Below are 22,012 nucleotides of genomic sequence, written 5' to 3'. Positions count from 1 at the left end.
CCCTCAGCTTATAGCTGAGGGTTGTTTAGTTAAATATGTCATATTTTATTCCATGAGCCACGTTGATCTTGAGTAAAACAGTCTATAGTGTTTTCCTGTTCAGTAATTTGGCTTATTTTTAAATTCAGCTTTTTTAAATCTTCCGGTAAATCGGTTATTATAATTATTCTTTTAAAATCGCTGACATACTCTTTAGCTTGTAAAATTTTCTCTATGTTAGTCGGTGAGATAATAATAAGCACACTAGCGTTATTGGGATTTTGTAGTGTATCAGTAATGTAAATAGGCTGTTTTTCAGGTTGCGGGTCAACTGTACTGCCGTGAGGGATAAATTGTTTGCGGGAATAAGTCCAAAGATTTTTATTTAGCATTTCTTGCTGCTCTGTATCAACAGTAAGTACAACGCTCTTAAGATCAGAATAATAACACTTCTCTATCAAAAGAAAAATTGCTTTCAGCAGTAATTCATCACTTGTTTGATAAATACTAAATTGCTGCATAAAAACCTTAATGGTAAATTCCAGTATTAATTAAGCCAGATTTATATTTTCTTCCCATACCTCATTGGGTGTTTTATAACCGAGCACTTTTCTTGGTAAATTATTTAAAAAATCCTCAATTTCTTGTAATTGCTTTATTGTTAATTTTTTTATATCTAAAGATTTAGAGTATACTCTGTGCACCATTGAGTTAATCTTCTCTATCAATGGTTTTTGCCATGGAGAATAAGGATTGCAAAAATATACTTTTCGTTCAGATTTTGGCAATAGTTGTTCATGATTGGTAAATTCTTTGCCATTATCTAACGTTATGCTTTTGATTATATGCGACAATTGTTTAAGTTTTTTATTCATGTTACCAATCACATCTTGTGTTCTTTTTGAACGGTTTAAAGTGAGAAACACTTTTTGTGTTCTGATATCCACAAGAGCGCCTATATTACGACTTTGATTACCTTTGTTAAAAGTTAAATCACCTTCTAAATGACCTATTGCTGCTATCTTTCTATTTATCTCTGGTCTTTCAGTAATGGAAACTCGATTTGGTATTGTAATTCTTTTGTTTCTGATTCTTGTACCATGATGCAACCTATTTTTCCTTTTTCTTGCTAAAGATAAATATAATTTTTGCCTTTGTGCTATAGGAGATGTATAAATAAACTGGTATATACTCTCTGTAGAAATATTGACAGTATCTCGTGATAGTTTACGTCTACCTGAAATTATATCTGGTGAAATACCCTGTGTTAACTGCTTTATTATTTCTGCTCGTAAATTATTATCAATATCTAATTTTCTTTTTCTCTTACCTTGCCTTAAACTGCAAGCAAGTGTGTTAGCCCTATCTGGTCTATAATTATGCCTCATTCTCTTGAGTTCATAACATATAGTGCTTTTATCACGGCCAATCTTTGTCCCTATATATCGCGAGCTATAACCACTCTTATTCATTTCGTATATTTTAAATCTTTCATCTATCGTTAAATGAGCCATGATATATCTATATTTAAATGATGCTCCTCGCAGCAGAGCTAAGAGGTATCTAAAAAAGTTTTAGTTGTTTCTTATGATATCACGAAGCAGAGCTTCGGGGAATTAAACCCTGAGAGATTAAAAATTGATTATATCTGGCTTAATTAATTATAGAACTTTCCAATATTATTCTTATGAGAAAAAATTTAAGTGGTACGGATGAAGGGACTTGAACCCCCACGCCTTGCGGCACAAGAACCTAAATCTTGCATGTCTACCAGTTCCATCACATCCGCATATACTCGTTTTATTTGAAAAATTGGCTATGTCGTCTTTGTAAATCCTCAGATGCTCACGTACCTTTGTACGCTCCGCGGCTTACAGACTCCATGCTCTTTTCCAAATAAAACTTCGTCTATTATTTTTTATAGTATTTGAAAAATTGGCGGCGTTGTCCAATTTTTCTGTTATGTCATTCCCAGCAACGGCGGGGATCCAGTAACATTTAATGTTTCCAATGATGCTCCTCGCAGCAGAGCTACGAGGTATCTAAAAAAGTTTTAGTTGTTTCTTATGATATCACGAAGCAGAGCTTCGGGGAATTAAACCCTGAGAGGTTAAAAAATTATAATACACATCGTATAATTTTTGTAAATCGCTAATTTTGGTATATTCGTTTATTTTATGTGCAGTGTCTGATAATAAACCGAATTCTACTAAGGGGCAATAATTTTTAACAAATCTTGCATCGGATGTACCGCCGCTTGTAGAAAAATTTGGTTTTATATTAAGAGTTTTTTCTACTATTGTAGCAAATTCTTTTATCTTATCATTAGGATTTTGAATAAAACTATCGGCAGAGCTATTATATTCTAGCGTATAATCTAATTTATACTTTTGGCAGTGTTGTTTCATAATTTCTTCTACCTGTTTTGCTAGAGTTTCTGCACTATGCAAGTTATTAAAACGTATATTAAAATGTGCAGTTGCTGTTTTGGGAATCACATTTGTAGTATTATTACCAACGTCAATATTTGTTACTTCGAGGTTTGAATTTTGAAAAAATTCAGTCCCTTTATCAAGTTTAATATTTGTTAGTTCATTTAATATTCTTATCAAGCAAGGTAATGGATTATTTGCTTTTTGTGGATAAGCTACATGCCCACCTAAGCCTATTATACTTAATTTAAAGTTAACACTTCCTCTTCTGCCAATCTTGATCGTGTCTCCTATCTCTTTTTCACAAGTGGGTTCGCCAACAATAGCAAAATCAATTTCGTGTCCTTGATTATATATATATTGTAGCATCTCCTTAGTGCCGTGCTTTGCTTTTCCCTCTTCATCGCTAGTAAGTAAAAAGCTAATCGAACCTACAAAATCGGTATTATTTTTTATGAAGTCTAAGCTAGCTGCTAAAAAACATGCAATTGACCCTTTCATATCAACTGCCCCTCTGCCGTATATTTTTTCGTCCTGCTCATGAGCTTTAAAGGGATTAGAATGATACCAAAGGTTAGGATCACCAGCAGGAACTACATCAACATGCCCAACAAAGCAAATATTAGGTTTACTATTGCCGTAAACAGCATAAAGATTAGTAACTTGCTCGGTCTCACCAAAAATTTTTACCTCGGTCTTAAAGACATGTTCTCTAAGCAAATCGTCAATATATTCAATAGCTCCGTTACTCTGTGGAGTTAGGGATTCGAATCCGATCAAGTTTTTTAGGTAGGTGATATGCATAAATCATTGCCAAAGTAAATCAAGTTTGGTTTTTAGCTTTGCTTCAAAAACTGAAGTTTTGACAAAATCCTTTCCATAAGGAGAAATGTATTCCAATTTTTTTATACTTTTTTAGTAATAACAAAATTTATTTATTCTATTTGGGTACATAATGTATCAAAAACTGTAGCAATTTTGTCTAATATTGCTGGTTTATACTCACTAATATTATTGGGTAATTTTAGCTTTTTATTAAATGAGGTTTTGGTAATTTGATTACTTCCATCAAAACTTGATTTTATTGTAATTTCCAACTTATAGCTAACACGGGAAGGTTTTTACCATTGCTGCCGTTATTGCATCACGAAAATCTTTAAAGTTTTTAATAATTTTTCTCAAGTAATTTTTAAAATTAGCCCAACAGTGTTCAATAGAATTTAAATCTGGAGAATAGACCGGTAGATAAATAAGAGTACAACCCGCTTTTTCTATTAATCCCTGGTGGGTTAAATTCCCCGTGGCTTGCCACGATTATTGGCTTTGTTGCATAAATAAGCTTTTGAATATACTGCCCCTAACCCCGCAATGCTAGCCTAGCCAACAGGCACAGAGATAGGTTTACCAATTTCAAACATTTTGTTTAATAAGTGGCATTTAATAGACATTTCTTTTGTCATATTTTGATCATGTCTTGATAGAAACTTACTACCAAAAGAAGTTTTAAATCGAAAGAACGTGTTCTCTACACGCTCCCTTCTACCATAATTATTCTTTACCCTCCATGCTTGGTATCCTTTGTTTTGTTGATATATAACAGCTGCATCTCTCTCAGTTTTATCCCTAAGCGATTGAACTTTTACTGAAGAGTTTGGGGGTCTAATAACTGGTTTTATCTTCTTCTTTCTCAACAATTGATATGTAGATTCACCGTCATACCCTCGATCTCCCAGAAAATCCTTGGCTCTGACATTAGCTATTAGTAGTCCAATCTGTGATCTATCATCTATAGTATGCTCTGTGGTACTATCGGCAAGTATCATACCTTGATCTTCTATAACGATATGTAGCTTTTTCCATATGCGACGCTTATATTGCTTACCATGCTTATTTTCTAGCCATTCGTTCCCTGTGTAGGCTTGTATCCCTGTACTATCCATTGAAATACAACTAAATTCTTTATCTTGATTTCCATGTAAATACCTAAGATCTAATGACTTCATACGCTTACTTAATGTTGTATAGTCTGGACATCTAATAGATAAACCCGATATTTCAAAGAGCCAGTTTATAAAGCCTTGGGTTTGGCGTAACTTAAGACCGAATAAGCATCTGATCTTCAAACACTGTAATATAGCGTGATCACTATAGCGTCTAGGTCTTCCTCGTTTCATTTCCTCTCTGTAATCAGCATACCAGCCAATCGCCAAATCACTGGCAATCATAAAATCTATGCGACCCCTATTGCGTAAAAAATTATTATATTCTGACCAATTCGTTATTTTATATTTAGAATACTTGCGTGATTTACTAAAAGGGGCTTTCTTCCGAGATCTCATATAATCTGGATTATTTTTAATTCAGGACATCTTACCAGATTATCACCACTCTTGCTCTACAAATCTTATTTATGCAACAAAGCCACTCCGCCTTCTATCAGCAAATCTATTGCTTCATTTATTTTTTTATTCTTCTCTATTTGCATTTCTGTTACCTATATTTTTAATTACTTCTAATATAGGCTCAACAAAAATTTACACAATCATTGCAAAAGACTCAAAAAATGGTCTATGCCTATCCCCAATTGGAATGAAGCTATGGCTCATTTTATGATCAAATTTGATGGTAGAATTTAATGGTTCACGAAATTTACACAATTGATGAGACAGAGCCCACCTTTTGTCTAGACCACCTTTACCAGACGCTTACGTTGCATCTAACGGATCAGACTTTACTATACTTCTAAATATCCTTACTGCTTCTGCGTATCTTCCATTCTCTAAATGCTTATATCCTTCAGCAAAACTTGTGCCCGCATTACTCTCTAAATCTAATTTCATATGCCCCTCTCTTGTTGCCTATTAATCCTCTCTAACCTAGTAACTCTGTACTATATTCTTCTAGCTCTTCCACCTTGCCAGCAACTGTTGCCATAAACTCATTAATTACTAATTCTTTCTGGATAATGACTTTCTCTATATCCTCTCTTAAAGACGGATTGCCTGCGTAATTCGATAGATAACCTGATATGGATAGCTCCTGCATACGCTTAAATATACTTTTTGAGCTTTGGTTCTGTACTGCTTTTTTTGCTGCTGCAAAATCGTAACCTTGTGCCTTAAACATTTCAAACTCCTCTGTAATGCTGTAAGTACTGCAAGCTTCTGCGTGCTCTCTTGCAACATGACTCTTAGTCTCTAGGTTTTTAGTATCAAGGTTCTTTTTTTCTTCATCATTCTTGTGACCTGCTCCTATCTCTTCTGCAAATCTTGCATATATAAGCTTTCTAATATCTGCTGGATCTAATAATTGTGTAGGTTTTACCTTTGTTATATTCGCAAGGTTTGGAGTGAAAGCCTTAAATTTGTCTTGAATTGTAACATTGACTGACTGACTCGGTAGTGCCTTTAAAAAGGTGAATTCATTACTTGCATTCTCTATATATCCTTTACTTTGACTGCTACTATTAATACTTGCAGATACTGCCTTGGGAATATTTCTTGCTACATTAATTAATTGTTTTGTAATATTTGTTATTTTAAACATTTCTTTTTTCCTTATTTATTGTTTGTTGATTTTTTAAATGCTTTCTCAATTTTCTAAGTTTCTAGATTTTCTAAAATTCTTTTTGTCTTTAAAACCTGAATTCTGGATTAATCTAGGTTTGGAAGTAAGTATTTACAAAGGATAGAAGACACTCTATATAATTTTTAGCAAAAAAACAAGAGTATCCCCATGAAGAAAGATATTACTGCATTATTTTGTTTTGTCGATGATTTTTGTAAAATTAGCGAGCAGTGGATTAATCTCTCAGGGTTTAATTCCCCGAAGCTCTGCTTCGTGATATCATAAGAAACAACTAAAACTTTTTTAGATACCTCGTAGCTCTGCTGCGAGGAGCATCATTTAAATACTTACTATTTGAGAATTTTCGTCAGCTCTTCCCATTCTCTTTTGGTCATTCCGCTAGTTTCATGGGTAACTTTTTCGCCATTTATCATCTTCTTAATTACTTCCAAACCTTTGCGGGAAATATTTGCTCCGCACATACGATATTCTTCAAAAGCCTCATAAGTAAAAGGTACCCAAGCTTTGACTATATCGAGCATCTTCTCGGCATAAACTCTAATTTCATATTGAGCGTGCGGGTCGGCACGTAGTCTTAAGAAGTGAAGCAAATTATGTAAATTAATTTTCCAATACCATTCTGTATAATAATTTAAGGTCAAATTCATGCGAGCAAGCTCCCTAGCTATACCGGTATTATTATCATCTATAATGTTACCTTCTTCGTCGGTATTCATAAGCTGCTCCGTATAGTGCTTATAACAATTTCGGGCATCTTCTTCTAATATTTTAAGGACTTTTGCGGCTACTTCTTTTGGTAGGCTATCGCTTTCTCTGCATTGTTTATTAGTGCTAGATTGTGGTGCGATATTTTGCGGCTCAGGTAAATAAAACTCATTGCCTAATATTGAGTATCTAGCAGAATATTCGTTAACGCTTGCTGTTCTATGCCTAATCCACTGTCTTGCAATAAAGATCGGTAATTTAATATGAAACTTAATATCACACATCTCAAAAGGCGTAGTATGATAGTGACGTAGCAAATAATTAATCAGCCCTTTATCTTGGTTTAGCTGTTTTGTACCTTTGCCATATGACACTCTAGCAGCTTGCACTATAGCACTATCATCACCCATATAGTCGATCACTCTAATAAAACCGTGATCTAATACCTTTATAGGCTCATATAAAATTTCTTCAAGTGCCGGAACTACTACTCTTTTTGTCGCGTTATTCATTTATTCCTCTGTTTTTTTAATTATCGTAATAATGATTCCATATCTTTAGTACTTTTATTCTTTTGTTTTTTTCATCAACTTCGTAGAATAATCTATGTTGTATATTAATCCTTCGAGAATACATTCCTTCATATATACCAGAAAGTTTTTTATATGGTGGTGGTATTTGAAATGGATTTTGAGCAATTAAATCAAGTAGTTGTAAGCAGCTATAGCTAACACGGGAAGGTTTTTACCATTGCTGCCGTTATTGCATCACGAAAATCTTTAAAGTTTTTAATAATTTTTCTCAAGTAATTTTTAAAATTAGCCCAACAGTGTTCAATAAAATTTAAATCTGGAGAATAGACCGGTAGATACATAAGAGTACAACCCGCTTTTTCTATTAATCTCTCAGGGTTTAATTCCCCGAAGCTCTGCTTCGTGATATCATAAGAAACAACTAAAACTTTTTTAGATACCTCGTAGCTCTGCTGCGAGGAGCATCATTTTTCCTTTACCAACGGTGACTTATGAATACTCGCATTATCCATTATTACACATTGTCCAGGTTTTAGTGATGGGCATAATAGCTCACCTACCCACTGATTAAATAATTGCTTATCAATATAACCGGAATGCTCTAACGGAGCAATTAATTCTTTGGTGCCCTTATTATAACCAGCAACTATATTTACTCGCTCAGTAGCAAAACCTGCTTGCTCTGAGTAAGCTCTTGTTCCTCTTTCTGACCATCCGTACAACATGGTTATATTATTACTTACCCCCATTTCGTCACAATACACAAGTTTATCAGATGCTATTTGATCAACTGAAGTTTTGACAAAAATTCTAATTGTTCTGACTAAAGTAAAAATTTATATTTAAAGTTAAATATTTAGTGCTTTTATCAGCTTAAAAGCGATATTTCTACAATTTAAAGTAAATTATTTGATATATAATACAAATTATAGATTGATACACTCGCCACTTTTTTTAGTTAATCACCCTGCATTGTAAATGCAGGGCTTAAGATTACGGCATAAATGCCTTAGCTATAGCTAGTTTTCAACTTGAAAGTTTCCAAACTTATCATCTCTCGATTCATGTTTATCAATATAATCCTTAATCATTTTGTCAGTCACATTGCCTGTGGTTCTGACAAAATATCCAACAGCCCATAAGTGTTTACCCCAATACTGTTGCCGTAATTCTGGCTCTGTCTCATCAATTGTGTAAATTTCGTAAACCATTAAATTCTACCATCAAATTTGATCATAAAATGAGCCATAGCTTCATTCCAATTGGGGATAGGCATAGACCATTTTTTGGTAATATAATCAATTGTCAGATATAAAACCTTAAATACTGCGTCATCATTTGGAAAGATGCGTTTATTCTTAGTAACGCCAATTTAGGATAAGAGAAGTTGTTCTGGAGCTAAAGCATCAAGTTTTATACGAGATTTAGTGATAGCATAAGAAGTAACACAAGCTAGAATATGCACCAAGAAGGCTCTGTCTCATCAATTGTGTAAATTTCGTGAACCATTAAATTCTATAGCTAACGCGGAAAGGTTTTTACCATAGTTTTTGTATTTACTCACATATTCACCAGATCTAAATCCTATTAAACATTACTGGACTAACTTTAAAAACTGTTTACGTAAAATTATTGATCAATGCCTAAGTTTTTCCTAATCTGTGGTAGAAACATTTCCGTGTTAGCTATACCATCAAATTTGATCATAAAATGAGCCATAGCTTCATTCCAATTGGGGATAGGCATAGACCATTTTTTGGTAATATAATCAATTGTCAGATATAAAACCTTAAATACTGCGTCATCATTTGGAAAGATGCGTTTATTCTTAGTAACTTTTCTCAATTGGCTATTCAGCGATTCTATCGCATTTGTAGTGTAAATAATCTTACGAATCTCCTTTGGATATTGCAAGAAAATTATCAAATTATCCCAATTATTATACCAAGATTTAGCTATATGAGGATATTGCTTACTCCATTTTTGATCAAATGACTCAAGAGCTAATTCTGCTTCTTTTTCAGTAGCAGAAGTATAGATTAGTTTCAAATCCGCTGCTAATTGCTTGCTATCTTTATATGATACATATTTGAGGCTATTCCTGATCTGATGGACAATACAAATTTGATGTTCAGTTTTCGGATATACTGATGCAATAGCATCAGACATACCAGTTAGACAGGAGTTTCGCACTTAGCAAAAAGTATGTTAATCTAGAGAAAAATAGTTTTAGATAAAAATGACAAGAACAAAATGGGTAAATTCCAGTATTAATTAAGCCAGATTTATATTTTCTTCCCATACCTCATTGGGTGTTTTATAACCGAGCACTTTTCTTGGTAAATTATTTAAAAAATCCTCAATTTCTTGTAATTGCTTTATTGTTAATTTTTTTATATCTAAAGATTTAGAGTATACTCTGTGCACCATTGAGTTAATCTTCTCTATAGCTAACACGGAAATGTTTCTACCACAGATTAGGAAAAACTTAGGCATTGATCAATAATTTTATGTAAACAGTTTTTAAAGTTAGTCCAGCAATGTTTAATAGGATTTAGATCTGGTGAATATGTGAGTAAATACAAAAACTATGGTAAAAACCTTTTCGCGTTAGCTATATCAATGGTTTTTGCCATGGAGAATAAGGATTGCAAAAATATACTTTTCGTTCAGATTTTGGCAATAGTTGTTCATGATTGGTAAATTCTTTGCCATTATCTAACGTTATGCTTTTGATTATATGCGACAATTGTTTAAGTTTTTTATTCATGTTACCAATCACATCTTGTGTTCTTTTTGAACGGTTTAAAGTGAGAAACACTTTTTGTGTTCTGATATCCACAAGAGCGCCTATATTACGACTTTGATTACCTTTGTTAAAAGTTAAATCACCTTCTAAATGACCTATTGCTGCTATCTTTCTATTTATCTCTGGTCTTTCAGTAATGGAAACTCGATTTGGTATTGTAATTCTTTTGTTTCTGATTCTTGTACCATGATGCAACCTATTTTTCCTTTTTCTTGCTAAAGATAAATATAATTTTTGCCTTTGTGCTATAGGAGATGTATAAATAAACTGGTATATACTCTCTGTAGAAATATTGACAGTATCTCGTGATAGTTTACGTCTACCTGAAATTATATCTGGTGAAATACCCTGTGTTAACTGCTTTATTATTTCTGCTCGTAAATTATTATCAATATCTAATTTTCTTTTTCTCTTACCTTGCCTTAAACTGCAAGCAAGTGTGTTAGCCCTATCTGGTCTATAATTATGCCTCATTCTCTTGAGTTCATAACATATAGTGCTTTTATCACGGCCAATCTTTGTCCCTATATATCGCGAGCTATAACCACTCTTATTCATTTCGTATATTTTAAATCTTTCATCTATCGTTAAATGAGCCATGATATATCTATATTTAAATGATGCTCCTCGCAGCAGAGCTACGAGGTATCTAAAAAAGTTTTAGTTGTTTCTTATGATATCACGAAGCAGAGCTTCGGGGAATTAAACCCTGAGAGATTAAAAATTGATTATATCTGGCTTAATTAATTATAGAACTTTCCATGTAGCAAGGACTTATATAAATCATTTTTACAAGCAAGTAGTGTCAGATATACTAGCAAGGCATTATCTGAAGTGAGTCCAGTAGATCTATCTCACGATAGTGCAAGTCGATGGTTAAAGAGTAAGGATTTTCGTCCTAGCGAAATCTATAAGGAAGTGTCAAAATATATAGATTGGGAAGCACCGTGTTTATTAGTGGGGGATGACACCTTATTATCAAAGCAATACAGTCAGAAGATTGAGCTTGTACGTTATCAATATTCTGGAGCTGTACATGATGTTATACCTGGTATAGGAATGGTAAACTTACTACATTACAATACTAAAATTGCTCAATCTACTCCCGTAGATTATAGAATATATCAGGAGTTTCGCACTTAGCAAATAATATGCTAATCTAGAGAAAAATAGTTTTAGATAAAAATGACAAGATCAAAATGTAGCAAAGATTTATATAAATCATTCTTACAAGCAAGTAGTGTAAGATATACTAGCAAAGCATTATCTGAAGTAAGTCCATTAGATCTATCGCACGATAGTGCAAGTCGATGGTTAAAGAGTAAGGATTTTCGCCCTAGCGAAATCTATAGCAAAGTGTCAAAATATATTGATCTGGAAGATCCTTGTTTATTAGTGGGAGATGACACCTTATTGTCAAAGCAATACAGTAAGAGGATCGAGCTTGTAAATTATCAATATTCTGGGGCTGTACATGATGTTATACCTGGTATAGGAATGGTAAACTTACTGCATTACAATACTCAAATTGATCAATCTACTCCTGTAGATTATAGAATATATGATAAAGAAACTGATGGTAAAACAAAGAACGAGCATTTTTGTGATATGCTTACTTTAGCTAAAGAAAGAGGTATCAAGCCTGATGCTATAGTTATGGATGCTTGGTATAGTGGTTTGGATAATTTAAAACATATACGTAATTTAGGTTGGATATGGGTTACCAACCTAAGAAAAAATAGAAAAGTTAATCGTAATGTTAGCTTGGAAACTTTAGAGATTCCCGATGAAGGGCTAAAAATTCACCTACGTGGATACGGTTGGGTTACGGTATTTAAGTTTGTGGCAAAAAATGGTCGCATTGATTACATAACAACTAATTTAGAGAATCCTACACGTGAGCAAATAGAGAAAATTGTTAAGGCGCGTTGGTCTATAGAAGTTTATCATCGAGAATTGAAACAAACTTGTGGTATTGAATGCTGTCAGGCACGCACGGGTCGAGCTCAAAGAAATCATATTTGCCTTGCTGTATTGGCCTGGCTTGATATGAACAAAAGGAGGATAAATGAAAACATTACTTTATATCAACAAACTTGGGAAGTTATAAAAACATCAATTCAGAACAACATTAAATGGCTTCTAACTAATACACAATTTTGCTAAGTGCGAAACTCCTGTATATGATAAAGACACTGATGGTAAAACAAAGAATGAGCATTTTTGTGATATGCTTACTTTAGCTAAAGAAAGAGGTCTCAATCCTGATGCCATAGTCATGGATGCTTGGTATAGCGGGTTGGAGAATTTAAAACATATACGTAATTTAGGCTGGCTATGGGTTACCACCCTAAGGAAAAATAGAAAAGTTAATCATAATGTTAGCTTGGAAAGTTTAGAGATACCCGATGAGGGGCTAAAAATTCACCTACGTGGATACGGTTGGGTTACGGTATTTAAGTTTGTGGCAAAGAATGGTCGCATTGATTACATAACAACGAACTTGGAAAATCCCACACGTGAGCAAATAGAGAAAATTGTTAAGGCACGTTGGTCTATAGAGGTTTATCATCGAGAATTAAAACAAACTTGTGGTATTGAACGCTGTCAGGCACGCACGGGCCGAGCTCAAAGAAATCATATTTGCCTTGCAGTATTTGCCTGGCTTGATATGAATAAAAGGAGGATAAATGAAAACATTACTTTATATCAGAGTCTTTTGCAATGATTGTGTAAATTTTTGTTGAGCCTATATTAGAAGTAATTAAAAATATAGGTAACAGAAATGCAAATAGAGAAGAATAAAAAAATAAATGAAGCAATAGATTTGCTGATAGAAGGTGGAGTAGATTTAAAAACAGTACTAAGTCAGAATGGATTAATGGAAAGTTCTATAATTAATTAAGCCAGATATAATCAATTTTTAATCTCTCAGGGTTTAATTCCCCGAAGCTCTGCTTCGTGATATCATAAGAAACAACTAAAACTTTTTTAGATACCTCGTAGCTCTGCTGCGAGGAGCATCATTTAACGATAGATGAAAGATTTAAAATATACGAAATGAATAAGAGTGGTTATAGCTCGCGATATATAGGGACAAAGATTGGCCGTGATAAAAGCACTATATGTTATGAACTCAAGAGAATGAGGCATAATTATAGACCAGATAGGGCTAACACACTTGCTTGCAGTTTAAGGCAAGGTAAGAGAAAAAGAAAATTAGATATTGATAATAATTTACGAGCAGAAATAATAAAGCAGTTAACACAGGGTATTTCACCAGATATAATTTCAGGTAGACGTAAACTATCACGAGATACTGTCAATATTTCTACAGAGAGTATATACCAGTTTATTTATACATCTCCTATAGCACAAAGGCAAAAATTATATTTATCTTTAGCAAGAAAAAGGAAAAATAGGTTGCATCATGGTACAAGAATCAGAAACAAAAGAATTACAATACCAAATCGAGTTTCCATTACTGAAAGACCAGAGATAAATAGAAAGATAGCAGCAATAGGTCATTTAGAAGGTGATTTAACTTTTAACAAAGGTAATCAAAGTCGTAATATAGGCGCTCTTGTGGATATCAGAACACAAAAAGTGTTTCTCACTTTAAACCGTTCAAAAAGAACACAAGATGTGATTGGTAACATGAATAAAAAACTTAAACAATTGTCGCATATAATCAAAAGCATAACGTTAGATAATGGCAAAGAATTTACCAATCATGAACAACTATTGCCAAAATCTGAACGAAAAGTATATTTTTGCAATCCTTATTCTCCATGGCAAAAACCATTGATAGAGAAGATTAACTCAATGGTGCACAGAGTATACTCTAAATCTTTAGATATAAAAAAATTAACAATAAAGCAATTACAAGAAATTGAGGATTTTTTAAATAATTTACCAAGAAAAGTGCTCGGTTATAAAACACCCAATGAGGTATGGGAAGAAAATATAAATCTGGCTTAATTAATACTGGAATTTACCAGGCATGCCAAAATTTAGTAGCAATATCTTCATGGATTAAGTTATACATATGCAAAATGATCAAAAGTTGCAGAAATTAATAAGATTATTATTCTCAAGATGTCGTCCTATTGTATCAATTGATGATAGAACTTTAGGTCGAATAATTGATTATTTAATTTATAATAAAAATGATCATTCTTATTCATTAGAAATTGCTGAAATCATTTTAACTATTAATCCTTATCAAGATGCTTTAATTGCATCATTACTCAGTTCATTTATTGATCCGATAAAAGAAGAGTTATATGATCTAAAGTTAGACATAATTAGAGATGATTTTGGTATCAAAGTTGCTAATATAATACAGGGTATTATTCAATTATCAAAAATTCATTACATCCCTTCTCACAAAGTACAGCAAAAGAATTTTATGGACTGCTTATTTGCACTTCCAGAAAATATTATGACACATACACTGTGCATTAAATTAAGCTACTTATTGCATAAAATTAGTATATTTAACTTAAATCAATCACATACAGAAAACACTATAGTTATTTTAGAGATAATAGAATTTTATCTCCCATGTGTTCAGAAAGCTTGCTTAGGAGCAATCCAAAATGAATTACAGGATATTTGTTTGCAGTTTCTAAAACCAGATGAGTACCAATATATTACAGAATATATACACACAATTTATGGGAACAGTAACAAATTGATATGTGATGTCTCTAATTTATTAAGTAACATTTTGCATGCATCAAATATTCATGCAGAAATCATTGGTAGAGTCAAAAATCCTTATTCTGTCTGGCTAAAAATGCTAGATCACAATGTAAATTTAGCACAATTATATGATATCCTAGGAATTAGGATTATAGTTAACGATATTGAAGAATGTTATAAAGCTCTTGATTGCGTACATAAACAATATCAGATTAGGAGAGGACATGTAAAAGATTATATCAATATACCAAAACCTAATGGTTATCAATCCTTACATACCATCGTGATGGACTCATCTAAACGAAATATAGAGATACAGATACGCACTCACGCAATGCACATAACAGCATTATGTGGACATGCTGCACATTGGCAGTATAAAAATCAAAATCCCATAATAACAAGAGTTATCAATAACATATATACTGCTTTGTATAATCCAAGAGTAGTAAATATACCTTTGATATTTCAAGATTTGGTAAGTCAAATTGCGAAATTCAACTTTACTCGCTTACTATTGCCTACTGTTCAGGGCGACCACTCATTTGACTTTCTACCTTTGAAATCGCTGTGGTATATATTAAAAATTCAAGACAACAACATGAATATTCAAATATTGACCCATTCTGCAGGTATTACAGAATTACAAGTTCTAACTCGTGCTGGTAAACCATTTAAGTTTTTTACACAACACGATAATAATAATCTTGATCATATTCAAACAATGGAATTGAATATAAACTTCACAAAACCAGAATCAATAACCATCAATCAACCCAATAAAGCAATAAGTGATATTACGACATGCTCATCCCATGAAAATCAGCCATTCAATAATACACCGTACATAAAGAGACAAAAAGTAATAATCCATACAGGTACTGATGCAAATTATAACACTGGTACAAAACAAGAAGTGTATAATCTTCGAGAATTTCCTGAGAAAATCGATATCACTCAGGATAAATACAAACACTTACTTGAGTACGAAGGCACTAGAAATATTCTGCAAAGATATAGTGAAATCTATACAGAGACTTATAAAGACTATAAATTTAATGCATCAACTGGAGACCCTGACATGAGAGCATGGGACATATTAGAGGACGAGATGCAACGGGAATACTCAGCAGATATCGCAAGAAATATCAAAAAGTTTGACGAATTCTTAAGCACGGATCAAAACTCTATCACATCTATCAAGTTATCAAATATTGATATTAACTACACAGATATAAAAAAGATTGTACTAAAATTACAACACAACACAACTATTAATCACATTGATTTGGCATATACTAATATCGCCCCGGCAAGCATGCGATTGATTATACAGCATATCATATGCAACAATAATATGATTAAACATCTTAATTTATCTGGTAATTATATACGTCCCGGCGAATTATTAAACTTATTAGCTGCATTAAAAAAGAATCAATCTCTAACACATCTTGATTTATCGCGGTGCGGTTTGGACGATGAAGGAGCAGCAGAGTTATCAGAATTTATTCAAGATCATACTAGCCTTACTTCTATTAATATTGACGGCAATATTATTATTTCTTATGGCTTAGAGGAATTAACAATTGCTATAGAATCAAATCGATTAATAAGGTCAATAGTAATAGACTTAAGTTCTCATAAGATAGAACCAGGGATAAGATACCGTATTAACAATGCAATACAACATAATATGCTTTGTTATGATAAAGTAAAAGAAGTGATGCATAATATTTCGTCCTTATGTGAAGATGATTCGAAGTATGATTCGCTTGATGCTGCAAAACTGCTTAATTTTTATCAGTGTCATGCCAAAGATAATTTAGTACAGTCAGTGTTAAAAGAGATGATGTCAGCAAATGACATATCGTGCTTTGACAAGAAGGTGGTTAATTATATTAATGTAAATTATTTTAACCTAACACAAGTAAGTACTCTGAACCATAAAGCAAAATTACATACTTTATATCACAGTATTGAGGCTTTACCTCCAGAGATGATAATGAATATAACAAATAATATGCAATTATCTGATGTAATGGGAGTATGTGATTTAGATAATTGGATCCGTGTGTATGAAATGTAAAAGAGTCTTCACAATTAAGTGTGTAAATTTTTCCAAAGGACTAGAGTCTTTCTTTAAATTTTATTGTCCCAAATTTGGGAGAAAAACCCCGCACTTGCAGTGCGTCGTTTTAACATATAGAATGAAGAGATGCAGTATTACAAGAAGCTAAGCCACACAGTTTACGATTGCACTTATCATATAGTATGGGTGACTAAATATCGCTATAATATATTGGTAGGAGAGTCAAGGACCTAATCCAAGAGATATGTAAGAATAATGGTGTAGAGATATTAAGAGGGAAGATAGCTTCAAATCACGTACATATCTATGTATCTGTGCCACCTTATCAACGCCAATTTAGGATAAGAGAAGTTGTTCTGGAGCTAAAGCATCAAGTTTTATACGAGATTTAGTGAGTCCGTCCGCCAAAACTCTACAAGCCTTATAGATAATATGGTTTTAAGACAAGAAGTAATACAACAATCCGTAAGAAAATGATAAAATATGGTCATAAACCTTATGGATTTCAGTCAATGCCAATAGACAACATTATCAAATCGCAAGAACAAGGGAAACTGTTTGGTTATAAATTAAAAGAAGAATTAAACCCAAATAATAAGCTATATAAATTAAGAGAATTAATAAATTGGTCTAGGCTCGAAGAGTGGTTATCAAAAAATGTTTGTATTAAGAAATTTGGTAGAAATAGAAAATGTCATAGAGTGATGCTTGGCATAACGATGCTACAAGCAATGTATAATTTTTCAGATTCATTATCAGAGGAAGAGCTAAAAGAGAATATGTATTGGCAGTATTTCTGCGGGTGGGAATATATAGAAAAAGACATAGCTATCTCGGAAACTAGTATACGACGGTTTCGTAGTGTATTAGGTGAAGCTGGATATAATGAGATATTATCGGAGTTGATCAGGGTTGGGATAAAAACTAACACAATTAAAAAAAAAGATTTGGAATTAATCATCGCTGATACGACTGTACAAATTAAGAATATCAAACACCCACACGATGTTTATTTAATGGATAAAGCTAGGCTTAGCATAGTAAAGCTTTGCAACAGTTTGGGTATACATTTGAATGAAACATACGCTAGAACCTATAAACGCGATATAGTAAAGCTATGGAAATATAAAGAACATAGTAAAGCCAAGAAGCGTTGGAAAATAATGAAGCATTTAAAAATATTACTGGGTCGTTTGATTAGAGTATGTGAGCGTGAGATCAAAAATAAGCAATTAAACTTGTCTCTCAAAAATCAAGAAGTATTGCAAAAAATAAAACAAATACATAACCAATCTGTTTTAAAAAGAGAAGCTAAAAAGCAATATAAAGAAGATAACAAAGTATTATATAGTTTTCATGCCCCTGAAGTAGAGTGTATAGGAAAGGGAAAACGCAACAAGCCATATGAGTTTGGCAATAAAGTAGCGGTAGTAGTAAGTGGTCGTAGAAATTTTGTTTTATCCGCAAAATCGTTTCATAATAATCCTTATGATGGTCATACATTGCATCAGAGCTTTGAAGCAGTAGAGAGTGTCACTGGAATCAAGATAAAGAAATCATTTGTTGATCTTGGGTATAGTGGTAGCAATGTAAAGGAGAAGAGTAAGGTATATACCCCAAAAACGCGGAAGAAGTTGTTACAAGAGGACAAGTCTATGATCAAGAGACGCAGTGCCATAGAACCAATAATAGGTCACTTAAAGCAATATGGTCGGATGGGTAGAAACTTCTTGAAAGGTATGATAGGAGATATTATCAATCCAATAATCTCTGCTATTGGTTTGAATTTACGATGCATTGCAAATCATTTACAAATCGTGTCTAACTCCACATAAATCAAAAATATCATCATGCAAAAACTAGATGAACGATAAAAAATCGTTAACAATAGCTCCATATCAAAATTAGACCAACACAGAAATGTATCAGTAAAAATTAACATAACTTATTAATTTTTATTGAAAATCTTAGCAATTTGTTGTCAAAACTCTATCCCATTACAAATGATCAGGATTTGAAGTGTTTTTGGCGGATAGACTAGTGATAGCATAAGAAGTAACACAAGCTAGAATATGCACCAAGAAATTAACAGGAGATCTATGCCTTGTATGCTCTAGGTTCATTCGATTTTTTAGTATATTAAATAGTCTATCCGCCAAAAACACTTCAAATCCTGATCATTTGTAATGGGATAGAGTTTTGACAACAAATTGCTAAGATTTTCAATAAAAATTAATAAGTTATGTTAATTTTTACTGATACATTTCTGTGTTGGTCTAATTTTGATATGGAGCTATTGTTAACGATTTTTTATCGTTCATCTAGTTTTTGCATGATGATATTTTTGATTTATGTGGAGTTAGACACGATTTGTAAATGATTTGCAATGCATCGTAAATTCAAACCAATAGCAGAGATTATTGGATTGATAATATCTCCTATCATACCTTTCAAGAAGTTTCTACCCATCCGACCATATTGCTTTAAGTGACCTATTATTGGTTCTATGGCACTGCGTCTCTTGATCATAGACTTGTCCTCTTGTAACAACTTCTTCCGCGTTTTTGGGGTATATACCTTACTCTTCTCCTTTACATTGCTACCACTATACCCAAGATCAACAAATGATTTCTTTATCTTGATTCCAGTGACACTCTCTACTGCTTCAAAGCTCTGATGCAATGTATGACCATCATAAGGATTATTATGAAACGATTTTGCGGATAAAACAAAATTTCTACGACCACTTACTACTACCGCTACTTTATTGCCAAACTCATATGGCTTGTTGCGTTTTCCCTTTCCTATACACTCTACTTCAGGGGCATGAAAACTATATAATACTTTGTTATCTTCTTTATATTGCTTTTTAGCTTCTCTTTTTAAAACAGATTGGTTATGTATTTGTTTTATTTTTTGCAATACTTCTTGATTTTTGAGAGACAAGTTTAATTGCTTATTTTTGATCTCACGCTCACATACTCTAATCAAACGACCCAGTAATATTTTTAAATGCTTCATTATTTTCCAACGCTTCTTGGCTTTACTATGTTCTTTATATTTCCATAGCTTTACTATATCGCGTTTATAGGTTCTAGCGTATGTTTCATTCAAATGTATACCCAAACTGTTGCAAAGCTTTACTATGCTAAGCCTAGCTTTATCCATTAAATAAACATCGTGTGGGTGTTTGATATTCTTAATTTGTACAGTCGTATCAGCGATGATTAATCTCTCAGGGTTTAATTCCCCGAAGCTCTGCTTCGTGATATCATAAGAAACAACTAAAACTTTTTTAGATACCTCGTAGCTCTGCTGCGAGGAGCATCATTAGGATTTAGATCTGGTGAATATGTGAGTAAATACAAAAACTATGGTAAAAACCTTTTCGCGTTAGCTATAGAAATGATTTATTAATCCACTGCTCGCTAATTTTACAAAAATCATCGACAAAACAAAATAATGCAGTAATATCTTTCTTCATGGGGATACTCTTGTTTTTTTGCTAAAAATTATATAGAGTATCTTCTATCCTTTGTAAATACTTACTGCCAAACCTAGATTAATCCAGAATTCAGGTTAATTAGTATCTAAATAGTAAATATATTTAACAAAAAAATATATTTTATTGAGGTTTATTATGCACAAAGATATAAAACTACTAGATGAAATTAAGAATATTAAATCCAAATTAAAATCTGGAAAGCCTGCTGTTGCTCCAAAACCCACCCCAAAACAGATAAAAGCTTGGGAAGAAACTCATAAATCACCTCTAAATTTGGATACTAAAAATTCTTCTATACCAGTTCCACCTCCTATGCCTGATCATGTATTATTACAAACGTCTAAAACCCCTTCTGTTTCTACACTACCAAATATAAAATTTAATACTATTAACCAAGCAAAGTTTTTAAAAGCTATAGAGGATTATGATCTTGATAAAATTAAAGAATTAATTAGTTCGAATACTATAAAAATAGATAGTTTCGGCAAACGTGGAAGGCTTAGTAAAACTCCTTTACAATATGCTATTATAAATGATAAACCAGAATTAGCAAAATTGCTAATTGATGCTGGAGCAAATATAAATGTTAAAACTCAAAATGGGAGCAATTTATTTGAATTAGCTATGTATAATTCAGCAAGCGATCAAACATTTGAGTTGCTGCTAAAAACAAATATAAATGATGCTCCTCGCAGCAGAGCTACGAGGTATCTAAAAAAGTTTTAGTTGTTTCTTATGATATCACGAAGCAGAGCTTCGGGGAATTAAACCCTGAGAGATTAATTCTATGGATTTACGTGCTTTATCACGTTTACATAATAAATTATTTTCAATCTTATTGAAACCCGCAAATGATATTAATACTACTATAGGAAAATTTAATAGAACATTATTACATCAGGCTGCTGAACGAAATAACATTAAAAAAGCACAAATGTTAATTAACCATAATATTAATGTTGAAGCTCAGGATATAACTGGTGAAACTGCATTACATATGCTAAAAACATCAAAAATGGCAAAAATTTTATTAAAAGTCGGTTCAAATACAGAAGCTCAAAATAAACTAGGACGCACTCCTTTACATAATGCCATTCTTCAAGCTAATAAACGTCAAGTCAATATTAAAAATATCCATAATATAGTACTAAAATTGATAAAAAGTGGAGCTAATCCTAATGCTGTCGATTATTATGGTTTTACTCCTCTTGAATATGCTATTCGTATTAACGATTCTAAAATATTTAAATTGCTAATAAAAAATAATGCTAAATTTAAAAAAAATAGATATGAGCTATTCTGTCAAGCTTTAGAAAGCGGTAACCTTACTGCAACAAAATATTTATTTACAAAAGAATTTTTAAATAATATAAATGATAAAAATGGACAAAATTATTTATACTATATTGCTACTGGAGGGAATAAAGAAGTACTAGAATATTTAGTAAAGAAAAATCATGATAATGGTAAAAAGATATTAACTCAATTTGTTGATAAACAACGCAATACCCCAATACATATAGCAGCTCAAAATAGTCAATTTGAAATAATAAAAAATTTTCAAAAGCTTGGTTTTGATATAAATGCTAGAAATGCAGATGGTGAAACAGTTTTACATATTTTAGCAAGAGCACAAAATGGGGAAATGATCCGTTAATCCAA

General features: G+C 32.5%; 17 protein-coding genes, 1 tRNA gene and 9 pseudogenes. 9 read left to right on the top strand and 18 right to left on the bottom strand.

Annotated features, from left to right (window positions below; all coding sequences use genetic code 11):
• Window positions 1-38: 38 nt before the first annotated feature.
• The 17 genes and pseudogenes from AAHI98_RS14170 to AAHI98_RS14100 all read right to left on the bottom strand — a co-directional run.
• The gene (locus AAHI98_RS14170) at window positions 39-500 is read right to left on the bottom strand and encodes a DNA polymerase III subunit chi (protein ID WP_342226265.1); all 462 of its coding nucleotides are present in this window, start codon (window positions 498-500) and stop codon (window positions 39-41) included.
• 30 nt (window positions 501-530) lie between these two features.
• Window positions 531-1,493, bottom strand: coding sequence for an IS30 family transposase (locus tag AAHI98_RS14165; protein WP_342224646.1), 963 nt, complete (start codon window positions 1,491-1,493; stop codon window positions 531-533).
• A 190-nt stretch (window positions 1,494-1,683) separates the two neighbouring features.
• A tRNA-Leu gene (locus AAHI98_RS14160) sits at window positions 1,684-1,768 on the bottom strand.
• A 283-nt stretch (window positions 1,769-2,051) separates the two neighbouring features.
• On the bottom strand, window positions 2,052-3,215 hold the full coding sequence (gene dapE, locus AAHI98_RS14155; protein ID WP_342226264.1) for a succinyl-diaminopimelate desuccinylase: 1,164 nt from the start codon (window positions 3,213-3,215) through the stop codon (window positions 2,052-2,054).
• A 131-nt stretch (window positions 3,216-3,346) separates the two neighbouring features.
• Window positions 3,347-3,508, bottom strand: coding sequence for a hypothetical protein (locus AAHI98_RS14150; protein WP_342226263.1), 162 nt, complete (start codon window positions 3,506-3,508; stop codon window positions 3,347-3,349).
• 7 nt (window positions 3,509-3,515) lie between these two features.
• Complete coding sequence (locus AAHI98_RS18300) at window positions 3,516-3,686, bottom strand: transposase (RefSeq protein WP_410526270.1); 171 nt, start codon at window positions 3,684-3,686, stop codon at window positions 3,516-3,518.
• Window positions 3,687-3,787: 101 nt separating this feature from the next.
• The gene (locus AAHI98_RS14145) at window positions 3,788-4,750 is read right to left on the bottom strand and encodes an IS5 family transposase (RefSeq protein ID WP_342224734.1); all 963 of its coding nucleotides are present in this window, start codon (window positions 4,748-4,750) and stop codon (window positions 3,788-3,790) included.
• A 366-nt stretch (window positions 4,751-5,116) separates the two neighbouring features.
• The gene (locus AAHI98_RS14140) at window positions 5,117-5,251 is read right to left on the bottom strand and encodes a hypothetical protein (protein WP_342226262.1); all 135 of its coding nucleotides are present in this window, start codon (window positions 5,249-5,251) and stop codon (window positions 5,117-5,119) included.
• Window positions 5,252-5,282: 31 nt separating this feature from the next.
• On the bottom strand, window positions 5,283-5,957 hold the full coding sequence (locus tag AAHI98_RS14135; RefSeq protein WP_342226261.1) for a hypothetical protein: 675 nt from the start codon (window positions 5,955-5,957) through the stop codon (window positions 5,283-5,285).
• A gap of 371 nt (window positions 5,958-6,328) precedes the next feature.
• On the bottom strand, window positions 6,329-7,216 hold the full coding sequence (gene thyX, locus AAHI98_RS14130; protein WP_342226260.1) for an FAD-dependent thymidylate synthase: 888 nt from the start codon (window positions 7,214-7,216) through the stop codon (window positions 6,329-6,331).
• A 16-nt stretch (window positions 7,217-7,232) separates the two neighbouring features.
• Window positions 7,233-7,427 (bottom strand): annotated as a pseudogene (locus tag AAHI98_RS14125) (Txe/YoeB family addiction module toxin); the annotation flags it as partial.
• A gap of 4 nt (window positions 7,428-7,431) precedes the next feature.
• Window positions 7,432-8,001 (bottom strand): annotated as a pseudogene (locus tag AAHI98_RS14120) (transposase).
• 255 nt (window positions 8,002-8,256) lie between these two features.
• Window positions 8,257-8,427: pseudogene (locus AAHI98_RS14115) on the bottom strand (transposase); the annotation flags it as partial.
• 20 nt (window positions 8,428-8,447) lie between these two features.
• Window positions 8,448-8,603 (bottom strand): annotated as a pseudogene (locus AAHI98_RS18810) (IS256 family transposase); the annotation flags it as partial.
• Between the two features lie 263 nt (window positions 8,604-8,866).
• Window positions 8,867-9,415, bottom strand: a pseudogene (locus AAHI98_RS14110) (IS256 family transposase); the annotation flags it as partial.
• Window positions 9,416-9,511: 96 nt separating this feature from the next.
• Window positions 9,512-9,733 carry a hypothetical protein gene (locus AAHI98_RS14105; RefSeq protein WP_342226257.1) on the bottom strand — a complete coding sequence of 74 codons (222 nt, stop codon included), beginning with the start codon at window positions 9,731-9,733 and terminating at the stop codon, window positions 9,512-9,514.
• Between the two features lie 121 nt (window positions 9,734-9,854).
• A pseudogene (locus AAHI98_RS14100) lies at window positions 9,855-10,646 on the bottom strand (IS30 family transposase); the annotation flags it as partial.
• A gap of 162 nt (window positions 10,647-10,808) precedes the next feature.
• Between AAHI98_RS14100 and AAHI98_RS14095 the strand changes: the two are divergent.
• From AAHI98_RS14095 to AAHI98_RS14070, 7 genes and pseudogenes are all read left to right on the top strand, one after another.
• Window positions 10,809-11,177, top strand: a pseudogene (locus AAHI98_RS14095) (IS701 family transposase); the annotation flags it as partial.
• Window positions 11,178-11,231: 54 nt separating this feature from the next.
• Window positions 11,232-12,212 carry an IS701 family transposase gene (locus tag AAHI98_RS14090; protein WP_342224656.1) on the top strand — a complete coding sequence of 327 codons (981 nt, stop codon included), beginning with the start codon at window positions 11,232-11,234 and terminating at the stop codon, window positions 12,210-12,212.
• 13 nt (window positions 12,213-12,225) lie between these two features.
• A pseudogene (locus AAHI98_RS14085) lies at window positions 12,226-12,759 on the top strand (transposase); the annotation flags it as partial.
• Between the two features lie 320 nt (window positions 12,760-13,079).
• Window positions 13,080-14,027 carry an IS30 family transposase gene (locus tag AAHI98_RS14080; RefSeq protein WP_342226658.1) on the top strand — a complete coding sequence of 316 codons (948 nt, stop codon included), beginning with the start codon at window positions 13,080-13,082 and terminating at the stop codon, window positions 14,025-14,027.
• Between the two features lie 67 nt (window positions 14,028-14,094).
• The gene (locus AAHI98_RS14075; protein ID WP_342226254.1) at window positions 14,095-16,842 is read left to right on the top strand and encodes a hypothetical protein; all 2,748 of its coding nucleotides are present in this window, start codon (window positions 14,095-14,097) and stop codon (window positions 16,840-16,842) included.
• A 129-nt stretch (window positions 16,843-16,971) separates the two neighbouring features.
• A pseudogene (tnpA, locus tag AAHI98_RS18295) lies at window positions 16,972-17,237 on the top strand (IS200/IS605 family transposase).
• Between the two features lie 81 nt (window positions 17,238-17,318).
• Window positions 17,319-18,680: an IS5 family transposase gene (locus tag AAHI98_RS14070; protein ID WP_342224717.1), complete on the top strand. Its 1,362-nt coding sequence runs from the start codon at window positions 17,319-17,321 to the stop codon at window positions 18,678-18,680.
• A 514-nt stretch (window positions 18,681-19,194) separates the two neighbouring features.
• Here the strand turns inward: AAHI98_RS14070 and AAHI98_RS14065 are convergent.
• A complete protein-coding gene (locus AAHI98_RS14065; protein WP_342224702.1) occupies window positions 19,195-20,013 on the bottom strand; it encodes a hypothetical protein in 819 nt (272 codons plus the stop codon).
• Between the two features lie 472 nt (window positions 20,014-20,485).
• Between AAHI98_RS14065 and AAHI98_RS14060 the strand changes: the two genes are divergently transcribed.
• Window positions 20,486-21,076 (top strand): ankyrin repeat domain-containing protein, encoded by a 591-nt coding sequence (locus AAHI98_RS14060; protein WP_342226253.1) that lies wholly within the window; start codon window positions 20,486-20,488, stop codon window positions 21,074-21,076.
• A gap of 61 nt (window positions 21,077-21,137) precedes the next feature.
• Window positions 21,138-22,007 (top strand): ankyrin repeat domain-containing protein, encoded by an 870-nt coding sequence (locus tag AAHI98_RS14055; protein ID WP_342226252.1) that lies wholly within the window; start codon window positions 21,138-21,140, stop codon window positions 22,005-22,007.
• The last annotated feature ends 5 nt before the right edge of the window (window positions 22,008-22,012 follow it).

The organism is Rickettsia endosymbiont of Urophora cardui (genome assembly GCF_964030725.1).
GTDB lineage: Bacteria > Pseudomonadota > Alphaproteobacteria > Rickettsiales > Rickettsiaceae > Rickettsia.
This window is presented reverse-complemented; position numbering and strand designations above follow the sequence as displayed.

What these genes read in the sequence shown, in the direction of transcription:
- AAHI98_RS14090 (WP_342224656.1), top strand. Translation starts at nt 11,232, where the DNA reads ATGACAAGATCAAAATGTAGCAAAGATTTATATAAATCATTCTTACAA.
- AAHI98_RS14170 (WP_342226265.1), bottom strand. Translation starts at nt 500, where the DNA reads ATGCAGCAATTTAGTATTTATCAAACAAGTGATGAATTACTGCTGAAA.
- thyX (WP_342226260.1), bottom strand. Translation starts at nt 7,216, where the DNA reads ATGAATAACGCGACAAAAAGAGTAGTAGTTCCGGCACTTGAAGAAATT.
- AAHI98_RS14165 (WP_342224646.1), bottom strand. Translation starts at nt 1,493, where the DNA reads ATGGCTCATTTAACGATAGATGAAAGATTTAAAATATACGAAATGAAT.
- AAHI98_RS14060 (WP_342226253.1), top strand. Translation starts at nt 20,486, where the DNA reads ATGCACAAAGATATAAAACTACTAGATGAAATTAAGAATATTAAATCC.
- AAHI98_RS14135 (WP_342226261.1), bottom strand. Translation starts at nt 5,957, where the DNA reads ATGTTTAAAATAACAAATATTACAAAACAATTAATTAATGTAGCAAGA.
- AAHI98_RS14055 (WP_342226252.1), top strand. Translation starts at nt 21,138, where the DNA reads ATGGATTTACGTGCTTTATCACGTTTACATAATAAATTATTTTCAATC.
- AAHI98_RS14075 (WP_342226254.1), top strand. Translation starts at nt 14,095, where the DNA reads ATGCAAAATGATCAAAAGTTGCAGAAATTAATAAGATTATTATTCTCA.
- AAHI98_RS14070 (WP_342224717.1), top strand. Translation starts at nt 17,319, where the DNA reads ATGATAAAATATGGTCATAAACCTTATGGATTTCAGTCAATGCCAATA.
- AAHI98_RS14065 (WP_342224702.1), bottom strand. Translation starts at nt 20,013, where the DNA reads ATGGATAAAGCTAGGCTTAGCATAGTAAAGCTTTGCAACAGTTTGGGT.
- AAHI98_RS14145 (WP_342224734.1), bottom strand. Translation starts at nt 4,750, where the DNA reads ATGAGATCTCGGAAGAAAGCCCCTTTTAGTAAATCACGCAAGTATTCT.
- dapE (WP_342226264.1), bottom strand. Translation starts at nt 3,215, where the DNA reads ATGCATATCACCTACCTAAAAAACTTGATCGGATTCGAATCCCTAACT.
- AAHI98_RS14140 (WP_342226262.1), bottom strand. Translation starts at nt 5,251, where the DNA reads ATGAAATTAGATTTAGAGAGTAATGCGGGCACAAGTTTTGCTGAAGGA.
- AAHI98_RS14105 (WP_342226257.1), bottom strand. Translation starts at nt 9,733, where the DNA reads ATGCCTAAGTTTTTCCTAATCTGTGGTAGAAACATTTCCGTGTTAGCT.